The 12,877-nt window shown below is 53.3% G+C and carries 11 protein-coding genes; all 11 read left to right on the plus strand.

Features of this window, described 5'->3' with window-relative positions:
* The first annotated feature begins 1 nt into the window (after position 1).
* The 11 genes from CIG75_RS09890 (at position 2) to CIG75_RS09940 (ending at position 12,765) form a co-directional block, all read left to right on the plus strand.
* The gene (locus CIG75_RS09890) at positions 2 to 973 is read left to right on the plus strand and encodes a biotin--[acetyl-CoA-carboxylase] ligase (RefSeq protein ID WP_094236513.1); all 972 of its coding nucleotides are present in this window, start codon (positions 2 to 4) and stop codon (positions 971 to 973) included.
* 268 nt (positions 974 to 1,241) lie between these two features.
* Entirely contained in the window at positions 1,242 to 2,099 is an 858-nt protein-coding gene (panB, locus tag CIG75_RS09895) for a 3-methyl-2-oxobutanoate hydroxymethyltransferase (RefSeq protein WP_094236514.1), read from the plus strand.
* Between the two features lie 8 nt (positions 2,100 to 2,107).
* Entirely contained in the window at positions 2,108 to 2,965 is an 858-nt protein-coding gene (gene panC / locus CIG75_RS09900) for a pantoate--beta-alanine ligase (protein ID WP_094236515.1), read from the plus strand.
* Between the two features lie 26 nt (positions 2,966 to 2,991).
* A complete protein-coding gene (panD, locus tag CIG75_RS09905) occupies positions 2,992 to 3,372 on the plus strand; it encodes an aspartate 1-decarboxylase (RefSeq protein ID WP_094236516.1) in 381 nt (126 codons plus the stop codon).
* A gap of 79 nt (positions 3,373 to 3,451) precedes the next feature.
* Complete coding sequence (locus tag CIG75_RS09910) at positions 3,452 to 5,062, plus strand: tetratricopeptide repeat protein (protein ID WP_094236517.1); 1,611 nt, start codon at positions 3,452 to 3,454, stop codon at positions 5,060 to 5,062.
* Positions 5,063 to 5,212: 150 nt separating this feature from the next.
* A complete protein-coding gene (locus tag CIG75_RS09915; RefSeq protein ID WP_094236518.1) occupies positions 5,213 to 6,169 on the plus strand; it encodes an S-layer homology domain-containing protein in 957 nt (318 codons plus the stop codon).
* A gap of 158 nt (positions 6,170 to 6,327) precedes the next feature.
* Positions 6,328 to 9,201 (plus strand): ATP-dependent DNA helicase DinG, encoded by a 2,874-nt coding sequence (gene dinG, locus CIG75_RS09920; RefSeq protein WP_157729488.1) that lies wholly within the window; start codon positions 6,328 to 6,330, stop codon positions 9,199 to 9,201.
* Positions 9,202 to 9,474: 273 nt separating this feature from the next.
* Positions 9,475 to 10,146, plus strand: coding sequence for an RNA polymerase sporulation sigma factor SigH (gene sigH, locus CIG75_RS09925; protein WP_094236520.1), 672 nt, complete (start codon positions 9,475 to 9,477; stop codon positions 10,144 to 10,146).
* Between the two features lie 65 nt (positions 10,147 to 10,211).
* Positions 10,212 to 10,835, plus strand: a complete 624-nt coding sequence (locus CIG75_RS09930) for a redox-sensing transcriptional repressor Rex (RefSeq protein ID WP_094236521.1) — start codon at positions 10,212 to 10,214, stop codon at positions 10,833 to 10,835.
* A 98-nt stretch (positions 10,836 to 10,933) separates the two neighbouring features.
* Entirely contained in the window at positions 10,934 to 11,812 is an 879-nt protein-coding gene (gene ku, locus CIG75_RS09935) for a non-homologous end joining protein Ku (RefSeq protein ID WP_227874396.1), read from the plus strand.
* Positions 11,809 to 12,765 carry an ATP-dependent DNA ligase gene (locus CIG75_RS09940; protein WP_094236522.1) on the plus strand — a complete coding sequence of 319 codons (957 nt, stop codon included), beginning with the start codon at positions 11,809 to 11,811 and terminating at the stop codon, positions 12,763 to 12,765. The genes ku and CIG75_RS09940 overlap by 4 nt, the downstream gene beginning before the upstream one ends.
* The last annotated feature ends 112 nt before the right edge of the window (positions 12,766 to 12,877 follow it).

Raw genomic sequence — 12,877 nt, forward strand, 5'->3', positions numbered from 1 at the left:
CATGCAAGCAACGATTCTCCAAATGCTCCGTGAGCAACCGGGCGATTTTGTTTCTGGCGAAACGATGTGCAATTCGCTCGGCGTATCGCGAACTGCGATTTGGAAACACATAAAAGAGTTGCAAGACGCAGGCTATCAGATTGAAGCGGTGCGAAATCGTGGATACCGCTTGCAAAGCTCGCCCGATCTGGTCACCGCAGTCGAACTTCGCGACGGCCTGTCCACGACCTTGCTTGGACAGAGCATCGTCTACCGCGAAACGATCGATTCGACCAACAACCTAGCACGAGAGCTCGCCAACAACGGGGCGATCGAAGGGACGCTCGTCATCGCCGACGAGCAGCAGCAAGGGAGAGGTCGTCGAGGACGGGATTGGTTTTCTCCGCCGCAGTCGGGGGTGTGGATGTCGCTGATCTTGCGGCCGGAACTGCCTTTGGCGCATGCGGCACAGATCACGCTGGTGACTGCGATTGCGCTGGCGAGGGCATTGACCCGACTGACGGGCGTGCAAGCGGGCATCAAATGGCCGAACGATATCCTCTTCAATCAGAAAAAATGCTGTGGCATTTTGACGGAGATGCATGCGGAGTTCGATCAGATTCACCACCTCGTGCTCGGCATCGGCATCAATGTCAACATCCCGCAAGCCGACTTCCCTGCGGACATCGAGCACATCGCCACCTCGTTGCAAGCGGTCAAGGGCACGCCCATCGCGCGTGCAAAAGTTGTGCAGACCGTCTTGGAAGAACTGGAACCGCTCTACCGCCAATATGTTGCTGACGGCGGCTTCGGCACGCTTCGTGAGGAGTGGAAGGCGCACAACATCACGCTTGGCAACAACATCATTGCCCACACAGCGCAGGGTACGATCGAAGGGCGTGCACTCGACATCGACGAATTCGGTGTACTGCTGATCGAACTGCCGGACGGCGCGCATAAAAAGATCTACTCGGCTGACATCATGTTTACGTGATCGACATGTTTCAAGTGTAATCGCGAATACTATACAGACATTCCATTCCAATGTATACTGACATTGGAGCCGGTATCATGAAAGTGAACTGTACTCCGTTTGCAACATGTAGCTCAAGAAATTTCAACTGAATCTGCTCTGAGCCGAATGCGGACCGAGACAGGACAAAGACAAACTCTTGTATCTGACAGGACTCTTTGCGGCCTCTATCACGGCGTTAGGAGTCTTTTTTGGCTTTTGGCAGACCACCGAATGGAGGAGTCTGACAATGACAACCACAAAAGCAACGACGATCTCACTGCGGGCGATGAAAAAGGAACAACGGAAGATCGTCATGCTCACCGCCTACGATTATCCGACAGCCCGCGTGGCGGAAGAGGGCGGAGCTGACATGATCCTTGTCGGCGATTCGCTCGGCATGGTGGTACTGGGATATGACACCACATTGCCCGTCACAATGGAAGACATGATCCACCACACGAAAGCGGTTACACGCGGTTCGAAACACACGATGATCGTCACCGATCTGCCCTTCCTGTCCTATCACATCTCCACGCCAGAGACGGTGCGCAACGCAGGACGCTTGATCCAAGAGGGCTTTGCAGATGCGGTCAAACTCGAAGGCGGCCGCGAAGTGCTCGACCAAGTGCAGGCGATTGTGCGCGCCGGCATCCCGGTAGTGGGCCACATCGGACTGCAGCCGCAGATGGTCAACCAACTCGGTGGCTTTAAAGTGCAAGGCAAAGACTACGAGAGCGCTCTGCGCATCTATGAAGACGCCTTGCTGCTACAAGAGGCCGGATGCTTCGCGATCGTCCTCGAATGTGTTCCGACCCCGCTAGCCCGCTTGATTTCCGAACACCTGACCATCCCGACAATCGGCATCGGGGCAGGAGAGGGCACCGATGGACAGGTGCTCGTCATTCATGACATGCTCGGCATCACCGACCGCTACCTGCCAAAGTTTGCGAAAAAATATGGCGAGCTGTTCACCGACATGACCACAGCTGTTGAAAGCTATGTACAAGAAGTGCGCGATCACGTGTTTCCGGGCACTGAGCACGGCTTTAAAATGAATGACGATGTTTTGGAGAGACTACAGAACGAGATCACGCAGAGGAGCTAACAGCCGCAATGATCATCGTCCATACGATTCAGGAGATCCGCAAATACGTGCGCGAACAACGCGCGAAAGGCCATACGATCGGTTTCGTGCCCACGATGGGCTACTTGCATGACGGCCATCTGTCATTGCTTCGCGCAGCCAAAGCGCAATGTGAGACGGTCGTGATGAGTATCTTTGTCAACCCTTTGCAATTTGGGCCTAACGAAGACTTCGAACGTTACCCACGCGACTTAGAGCGTGATGCGAAGATGGCTGAACAGGCAGGTTGCCACATCATCTTCGCGCCCGATGTGAACGAAATGTATCCGCGCAGCAAGGGGAGCGTGCTCACCCGAGTTGAAGTGGATGAAGTCACCGTCCAGTTGTGCGGTGCCTCGCGCCCTGGCCATTTCCGCGGCGTGGCGACAGTCGTCTCCAAGCTGTTCAACATCGTCCAGCCGGACCAAGCGTTTTTTGGCATGAAAGATGCTCAGCAGGTCGCTGTTTTGCAAACGATGGTCGATGACCTGAACATTCCGGTCGAGATCGTGCCCTGCCCGATTCTACGAGAAGTTGATGGCCTCGCGATGAGTTCCCGCAACGTCTTTCTTTCTGCGGATGAGCGTCAGCAGGCGCTCGTGCTCCATGCGTCTTTGCAGATGGCCGAGCGGATGGTGGCAGACGGGGTGCGCGATGTCGTGCAACTCAAACAGGCGATCCGCGAACAGATCCAAACAGCGCCGCTGGCCGATATCGACTATGTGGAAATTCTCAACTTCCGCGATCTTTCGCCGATCATGACCATCGACCAGCCCGCCTTGCTCGCCTTGGCTGTGCGCTTTGGCCAAACGCGGCTGATCGACAATATTGTCTTGAAAATTCGTTAGTCCCCCAGAAAAAGGAGATTCGGGTTATGTTTCGTACGATGATGAAATCGAAAATTCACCGCGCGACGGTGACAGAGGCCAACCTCAACTATGTCGGATCGATCACGATCGATCAGGACATTTTGGATGCGGTAGACATTTTAGAAAATGAAAAAGTGCAGATCGTCAACAACAACAATGGCGCTCGCTTGGAGACCTACGTGATCTCTGGTGCACGCGGTTCGGGCGTCATCTGTCTGAACGGCGCGGCCGCACGTCTTGTCCAACCAGGGGATACGGTGATCATCATCTCCTATGCGACCATGTCGGACGAAGAGGCGAGAAAACACCAACCTACCGTCGCGCTGATGGACCGAGAGAACAAAATCATCGACATGCTTAGCGAAACGCACGGTACGATCGTCTAATTTAAAAATCTTGGATAAAAATAGCCTCCCGCGCCTAAACTAGGAAGTAGTAAGTAGGGCATACGGGAGGCTTTTTGTGATGTTTGAAAAACCATTTATGTTGCTGAACCGCGCTGTGGACCGCATCGAAGTCCAATTGCACAACGCCGATCCAGAACAAAGGCAAATCCTTGGGGAAGAACTGGTCGCATTGCGCAGCGCCTGCGATACGTTTGTCGAACGATGGCTCAGCTTTGAGGAGCGCGTCACCGAACTCGGAGAAGCGTTCAGTCTGGATCTCGATGGCACCTTGCCGACCCAGGAGTTGCAGATCATGCAGCAAAAACTGTCGACGATGCAACATCCCTACCTTCCCACCGTCGCTTCGCAAGTTGAACAGGAAGCACAGACAAGCGTTGAGCACTTCGAATCAGCTCAAACTGACCTAGAGGACGTGACCACAAACGACCAAGCGAACAGCACCGCACCACAAAAAAAATTGATCCTGTCACTTGGGGAAGGTACATCGATTCGTCCGATCGATGAGCAGATGGTGCGCTCGTTTCGCCGTGGCATCGGGTTTTTCGACCTGTTGATGTTCAAAGAGGCGATGGATGAGTTCAGACGGGTCATCGAGATTGACGAATCGTTTACGATCGCTCGGCTCTACCTCGCCTTTGGGTATTTGGCGGAAGAGCAGTACGAAGAGGCGAGCAAGCATCTCAACCTGCTCCAGCTCGAGGAAGGCGACGATTTGATTCGCGCCACTGTGCACGGTACGTTTGGACACATTTTTGCGGCACAAGGTCAGTATCGCCAAGCGTTGATCGAATTTGAAGCGGCCCGCCAACTGGTTCCCGACTATCGCGACATCGAGTTCAATATGGGCTGCTGTCACTTTAACCTCGGTCAGCATAAAGAGGCTTTGATGAGCTACCAGCGCGCACTGATCCTCGCTCCGGACGACTGGGAAGCGCATCGTTTTTGCGGATTGATCTACGTCCAGCTCGGCAATGGCGAACGGGCTTATCGTCATTTGGCTCGGGCTTATGATCTGAATGGGGCGCACGAAGAACTGATCCTCGAATTTGCCCGGCTCTCCGAACAGATGGGGCAAGCTGAGCAAGCCTACGCGCTGTACCAAAAGGCGCTCCGCTATCATCCGGAGTCGGCCGCCGCATATGGGGGGCTTGGCTGGATCAAAATGCGTACCGGCGATCATGATCAGGCTTTCGCGCTGTTTCAAAAGCAGCTTTCGTTCAAACCAAACGACCGCCAAGGCATGTTCAATTTGGGGTGGGCCGCGTACCATCGCCAAGATTTTGTGGAAGCGGAACGCTGTTTTGCGGCGTTGCTCACTCAAAACGCCCGCGATGTCTACGCTTTGTCGGGGCTAGCCCGCACCTGGAGCAGGATGGGCAAGCGCGCTGAAGCAAAGGAGCAGCTCTTGCAGCTCGTCGCCCGCGATGGAACGAACGAAAAAAAAATGGGACTGTTCCACCTCGGGCGCCTCGCGCTCGAAGAGGAAGCCTATCTGCAGGCGTTGCGCTACTTCAACGCCGCTCTCGTCTACGAGCGCACCTGCATCGAGTCACTCTTTTTCAAAGGGGTTGCGCACTATGCGCTCGGCCAACAGGAGCGTGCCGACCAGTGTTTCGCGACGTGCAGGCGGCTCACGACGGTTTCCGAGATGGTGCAAACCCACGAATAGCACGAGAAAAGATCGGCCCTGTGGTCGATCTTTCTTTATTTCAAAAAAACTTTTCGAGAAGATGAAACTATTTCCACTCTGTAAGCATCTTACAGTATAGAGAATCCTAAAAACAACATTTAATAATTAACATTCTAAGGAGGAATTAATATGAAATCCCCAAAAGCGATTTCGATGTTGGTTGCCGCAGGTCTGTTGATGACATCTACTTCCGCGTTTGCCGTTGTTGATGGCCCGAAAGTTCAGGGACCGGATCAGGTGGCGATCACGATCTATCAACCGAATATCGATCCGGTTGTAACATACGACCCGGATCTTCACCGCATCATGATTGGTGCACCTGAAGTACCTGCCGTCAGTGGTCACTGGTCGAAATTCGCGCTGGATCACTTGCTCAATGCTGGCGTCCTCACCAGAAATGAAGCGGACGTATTCGAGCCGAATAAGGAGATCACCAAGGATGATTTCCAAATCTGGACCAATCGCATCCTGGGCAAAAAAGACGGCGCACCGGAGCCGGCATCTGCGATGACTCGTCTTGACGCTGCCGTTTGGCTCGCCGATCTGCTCCCTGCACTGAATACTGGCATTAACGGCGCTAACCTGCTCTATCCTTTCAACGATACACAGGGCATCTCCGAACAGCAAAAGAGTGCGGTTCATTACCTCTACAAGCTCGGCATCATGGTCGGTGATGGGCAGGGCAAATTCTCGCCGAAGTCCAAACTCTCCAAAGGCGAAGCGGCTGTGTTGCTCGATAAGGTACTCGAGCGCGCCAGCTCGGTTGCCAAGCCTGCCGCTTATGAAGTGGTGACCGGTTTGTATCCGGAGACGGTAAACACCGTGGTCAAAGAAAACAAAACGGAGCCGGGTGTCTACACGGTAGTTGAAGATGGTGTTCGTTATCTGGTGATCGCAGGCGGTGAGGCTCCGAACCCGGGCTACTCGGTTGAACTGACCTCCCTCGGCGAATCGGACGGCGCTTTCTTCGTCAACGCAAACGTCAAAGCTCCGGAAAAAGGCAATGCACATCCAGAAGTGATCTCGTATCCGGTGCTCGTGGTGAAGACGGCCGAATCGAAAAAGCCAGTTTTCATGATGAACTAAATGTATATTCTGCCCCGAAGCGGGCAAAGAGGAGAAGTGGTGCCTGTCGCCACTTCTTCTTTTTTTACCAAGAGCGAGTTTGTTTCGGTAGGCAGGATTTCCCCGAACAAGAGGCGAACAGGTCTAGTTCATACGATAAATAGGAGCTGACCCCAAGCGTGTCCGAGACATATATCGTGTTTGACCTCGAGACCACCGGATTAGAGCCGTCCCGCGACGACATCATCGAAATTGGTGCGGTGAAGATTGAAGCGGGGCGCGTCACCGATCAGTATCAAACACTTATCAAACGGAACAAAGCGCTTCCGGCACACATTCGCGATCTGACCGGAATCACCGATGCGGATCTGGCAGGCGCACCGGAACTGGAAGCTGTGATCGATGATTTTTTGAAATTTATAGGCGATGGCATCCTCGTCGCGCACAATGCCGAATTTGATCTGGGCTTTTTAAATGAAGCGCTCGAAGAGTGCGGTTATTTGCGCTATGTTGGCGAGGTGATCGACACGGTCACCTTGGCCCAGATCGTGTGGCCGCGCGAGGCCAGTTTTTCACTCGGTTCGCTGACGGAACGCTTTGCACTGGCGCACGAACAGGCACACCGAGCGCTGTCTGACGCCGAGGCGACCGCAGCGATGTTTCTGCTCTTGCTGGAACGTGCGGCCGACCTGCCATATTTGATTTTGCAACAAATCCACGGCTTGACCGAATATAGCGACTGGCCACTGCGCCACTTCTTCCGTCGTCTGGCCGAATCGAATACATCGCTTCTGAAGATCGACGAACCGGAGGGCTGTGTCACCATCGACCGCCTGATGCACCGTCCGGTAGAGATCGGAGTCAAGGAAAATGAGACGGGTGGGATGTTTGCTTTTTCTGCGGATGAGGTGGAAAAAGTGTTAGCGAAAGGCGGTCCGATGTCAGATCTGATGCCGGGCTATGAGGAGCGACCGCCGCAGATGCAGATGCTGCGCGCCGTATCGGAAGCCTTTCAAGACAACAAACACCTGATCGTCGAAGCGGGGACGGGGACGGGGAAGTCGCTCGCCTACCTGATTCCTGCTGTCTATTATGCGAAGGCCGCAGGTGAACGTGTCGTCGTCGCGACCCACACGATCAATCTGCAAGAGCAGCTTCGTGAACGCGATGTGCCCTTGCTACAGGAAGTGGTGCCGTTTCCGTTTGACATCACCGTGTTCAAAGGGCGCAGCAACTACCTGTGCATGCGAAAAGTTGCGACTGGGGTCAACCATCCAGGGCTGATCACCGATCACCAAGAGATGACGTTTCATGTCCGCATGCTGACTTGGCTGTTGGAAACAAGAGCAGGGGACCGTGAAGAATTGACTTTGTCAGGCTCGCAAGCGGACGGTTGGAACAAAGTCTCGTCTGCGTCCGATTCCTGTATCAATAAAGCGTGTCCGTGGTTTCGCAACTGCTACTACCATCGGGCGCGGGCCCAAGCGCAAAACGCCGACGTGATCATCACCAACCACTCGCTGGTGCTGACCGATGTCAAAGCGGATCACAACGTTTTGCCCGGTTATCAATACCTCGTCCTCGACGAGGCACACCATATGGAAGACGAAGCAACCAAGCACCTGGGTGATGAAGTGTCCTATTTTCAAATGTACGGGGCGTTGAATCGACTGTTCCGCGATAAAAACAAAGGGCTGTTGTATCAGCTTTTGCAAAAAATTGATTTGCTGCAAAACGGGGATGGAGGCGTCTACAGCGACCTGCGCGCCACCGTTGAAAAGATGGTGGAGCAAATCGGTGACCTGCGCGACTCCAATGAAGAGGTATTCCGCCTGTTGCAAGATTTTGTGATCAAATATTCGACCGGAACTGATGGGGGGCGCTATACGCTACGCCTGCGGACGGAGACGTTTGAAGTGGAGGAGGCGGAAAACGCATGGAAGGCCATCGCCTCATCCAGTGAGAACCTGCAAACGGACGTACAATCATTCAGACGACTCGCTTCGAAGGTGGAAGAGTATTCGGAGGACTTGATGCGCGATGAGATGTACGCAGGGTTGCTCACCGACGTAAGCGGACAAGTCAAGGAGTTGGACGGGGGCTGGCAAGGTCTTGCTACCTTCTTGCGCTCCGTCGGAAGCGAGACCTCCGTCTTGTGGATGGAGGCGGAGGACCGGACCATGCGTCCCGTCGTCTTCCTCAACTCCGCGCCGATCGATGTCGCGCCGCTGTTGCACACCCATCTGTTTTCCAAAAAGGAAAGCGTGGTGCTCGCCTCGGCGACGCTTACGATCAACCAAGATTTCAAGTACACGATCCGGCAGCTCGGGCTGACCGAGTCGGAGAAGATCGATCGCTTGTTGCAATTGCAGGTCGAGTCACCGTTCGATTACAAAAAACAATCGTTGCTTTGTGTGCCTGCCGATGCGCTCCCAGTCAAAGGGGTCAGCGAAGACGTGTTCACCACCTCATTTGCTGAATCGCTGACCAACCTCGCTCGCGCCTCGCAAGGGCGGATGCTCGTCTTGTTCACCTCACATCGGATGTTGCGTGAAACGTATCACAAGACCAAACCGATGCTGGCCGAGCATGGCATAACTCTATTGGCACACAACATCGAATCCACGTCGCGTCACCGCCTGATCAGCGAGTTCCAACGCCAGGAGCGAGCCGTATTGTTTGGTGCGAATTCCTTCTGGGAAGGCGTCGATATTCCAGGTGATGCATTGTCGCTGCTGGTGATTGCGCGCCTGCCGTTCTGGCCGCCCAATCAGCCGGTGGTGGAAGCGCGTACCGAAAAGTTGGAGCGGGAAGGTCGCAATTCGTTTATGGACTACAGCGTCCCACAGGCGATCATCCGCTTTAAACAAGGGTTTGGCCGTCTGATTCGCACCAAGCGCGACCGTGGGGCCATCGTCGTGTACGACCGCCGCATCGTCGAATCGCGATACGGGCGCCATTTTATCAAGTCATTGCCAGGTCCCTGGTTCTATCAAGGGAACGAACGGGAAGTTTTGCGCACCGTCTATAATTGGCTAAAATCGCCACTTTAAGGCGAAAAATGGGAAGGATTTCAAGGGAATCCTTCCTTTTCTCTATCATTCTTTCTTTTTCGACAGTGTTTTCGGAATTTTCTCCAACTATGCAGGATTGTCGAAAAAGATCAATGTAGTGGTCAAATCAGGAGTTAAATTCGAAATATCGGCGTTTTTCGTGATTTGACGATTCTTAATGAGAGAAGTTAAGATTATGATAAATTAATAGATTTTATGAGGTAAGTTGAACAGTAAGCAGATGAACTTGAGGTGATCGCGGTGGCAATGGTAATGGCAAGTGCAGAAGAGCGTTTCACGGCAACAACCGTTCAAGCAGCGTGTGCCGACGATACATTCGAAGAAAAAGTGCTGCGCGCACAACTTGGTGATGAATATGCTGTGGAAGATATTTTGCATAGTTTTCATGGGATTGTGCGTATGAAAGCGCGCTCTTATTTTATCGCAGGTGCAGATAGCGAAGACCTGATTCAAGAAGGCATGATTGGTTTGTATAAAGCGATTCGCGATTTTCAGCAGGAACGCCAGATTCCGTTTCGCGCCTTTGCAGAGATCTGCATCACCCGTCAATTGATCACTGCGATTAAAACAGCGATGCGGCTGAAACACCAGCCACTCAACTATTACCTGTCGCTCAACCGACCAATGTATGAAGAGGACACCGACAGAACGTTGATGGATACCTTGCCGGGCCCGGCGATCTGTGATCCGGAGTATGTGTTCCTCGTGCGCGAACAACTGAAAGAGCTGCGCGAAGAACTGGCCGGTTCTTTATCTCCGTTTGAACTGAAGGTGTTAACCTTGTATGTGGACCACAATACCTACAAGGAAATCGCCGACGAGATGGGGACGACGACCAAAGCGGTTGACAATGCGCTGTGCCGCGTCAAACGCAAATTGCTCACCTTTTATTCCAACAAAAAATTGACCAAGCTCACCTCGTAAGCGCAGGATTTTGGGCGAAGATAGCGAATTGATTAGGGTACAAGTCGCAATCGGGAGGGGTCTACCTGAAGACGCCTAAAATTTCGGAAGCGGTCATACGACGCCTGCCGGTCTATCTTCGTTGTTTACAAATGCTGCAAGAGATGAACATTCGCACGGTCTCATCCTATGAATTGGGTCAGAAACTCGATATGAATCCTGCACAGATTCGCAAAGACCTCGCGTACTTTGGTGAGTTTGGACGCAAGGGTATCGGTTATGAAGTTGTGTACTTGGTTGAAAAGATCAGACAGATTCTCAAGCTTGACCGTCACGTAAACGTCGCATTAGTTGGTGCAGGTCATCTCGGGATCGCCCTGTCCAATTACAACCGATACACGGAAGAGAAACTAATGATCGCCGCGATCTTCGACACAGACCCAGAGAAGATCGGGAAACACGTTGGCAGCCTGACCATCCAACATATCGACGAGTTGGAGACTGCGGTGCAGGAACTGGATATTCGCATCGGCATGATCACCGTCCCGGCGCCATATGCGCAAGGGGTGGCCGACCGTCTGGTTCAAGCTGGAGTCAAGGGCATTTTGAACTTTGCGCCCGTCTCACTGTTGGTGCCGCCCGATGTCCATCTGCGCAGCACCGATGTGACGACCGAATTGCACGCGTTGGCGTATTACATCCAAGAATAGATAGTAAGTCAAGCCTCTCATGGATTCCATGAGGGGTTTTTTACATCCTGACACATACTAGACCCAAACCTGAGAAGGAGTGGGTGCACCTGCATACGATGTGGAAAGGCTCGATCTCGTTTGGCTTGGTCAACGTCCCTGTCAAAATGTTTGCTGCGACAGAAGATAAAGACATCAAGTTTCGCTATCTCCACAGCGAATGCCACACGCCGGTGAAAAATATCCGCACTTGTCCTACCTGCGAGCGTGAAATTGAGTGGGGGGAAGTGGTCAAGGGCTATGAGTATCAGGATGGGCAGTATGTGGTGTTTTCGGACGAAGAGATGGAAAGTTTTGTGCCACAAAAGACGAAGACGATCGACATTCAAAGCTTCGTCGATCTGCAAGAGATCGATCCGATCTATTTTAATAAATCCTACTATTTAGCGCCACAAGACACTGGTAACAAAGCGTATGCGCTCTTGCGTCAAGCGATTGCCGAAACGGGCAAGATTGCCATCGCCAAGCTGATCATCCGTTCCAATCAGCAGTTGGCCGTGTTGCGAACATATGTGGATGTGATCGTGATGGAGACGATCTTCTATCCGGAGGAAGTGCGCTCATCCAGCCAGATTCCGTCCGTGCCGACCGACATCGAACTGGACGAGCGGGAAGTGAACATGGCCAAGCAGTTGATCGAAAGCCTCGTCACCGAGTTTGATCCCGAGCAGTATACGAATGAATATCGGGCGACACTGCTCGATGTGATCCAGCAAAAGGTCGAAGGTGCAGAGGTCATACTGGCTGCGGAGCCGAAACGTGATGAGATTCACGATTTGATGAAAGCGCTGCAGGAGAGTCTCAATTTCACGCGCGGCGGTGGCGAGGCGGAACGAGCTGTGGCTGTGGGGGAGAGGCAGTTTGTGCTAAGCTCAGTTGCTGATGACGCGACAACAGATGCCAAGCCCAAGCGACGCCGGCGCAAAACGGCCGAATGAGCCTGCCGCAGCCGTTTGAGCCGATGGCGCTCTTCATGGTGGACAAGCCGTTTGATGATCCGAACTGCATCGCGCAGATCAAGTGGGACGGTGTCCGCATGTTGGCCTATCTGGATGCAACAGGACTTCGCCTTTTCAATCGCCGCAAAAACGAACGGACAGAGCAGTATCCGGAACTTCAGGACTTGAAAGGGCAGGTCAAAGCGCGCTCTCTGATCCTCGATGGGGAGATCGTGGCGCTGGGGCAGGGGAGCAAGCCGACGTTTACTAACATATTAAAGCGCGACCTCGCCACCCGCACCGATAAGATTCGCCTGCTGACCCGTCAGATTCCGATCTACTTTATGGTGTTCGACTTGCTGTACGCCGATGACCGCTGGCTGGTCGAAGAGCCGCTCACGACCCGTCAAGAGCGACTCTTCGACATGATCCAGCCGTCCGAACAGGTTCGCTTGGTCGAGAACCATGCATCCGCTGTGCATCTGTATCAGGTCATGCAGGAGCAGGGGATGGAAGGCATTGTGATCAAAGAAAAAATGGGTCGCTACCACATCGGAGCGCGCCATCGGACATGGATCAAAGTGAAAAACTTCCGCACTTTATTTGCGGTTGTCGGTGGAGTCACCCTGCGTGGTGGCCAGGTCAATGCACTGCTGCTCGGTGTTTATCAGGAGGGCAGGCTGATCTACATCGGCAAAGCGGGTTCGGGGCTGAACCATGAGATGATCGTAGCCTTGACCTCCTTTGTTCGCCAACTGCCTAAACAAGCTCAGCCGTTCGCTCACAGGCCGAAATTGCCTTCTGCTACTGCTTATGACGAAATCGTCTTCTTCCCTCCACAACTGGTGGTTGAGGTGCAGTTTATGGAGTGGACGAACGATATGACGTTGCGCGCCCCGACGATTCAAGGGTTCTGTGAGCGCGATCCGAAGACGTGTGAGTTACATGGATGACCGCCGTTTGACGGAGTGCATTGCTTCGTGGCAAGTGGCTGTGGGCAGTTGGGCAACGGAGACCTTTCCATAGGAATTGAAAGTTCGGCGATACTAGTCCGGAGTAGTAGGG

It is taken from the genome of Tumebacillus algifaecis (genome assembly GCF_002243515.1).
GTDB lineage: Bacteria > Bacillota > Bacilli > Tumebacillales > Tumebacillaceae > Tumebacillus_A > Tumebacillus_A algifaecis.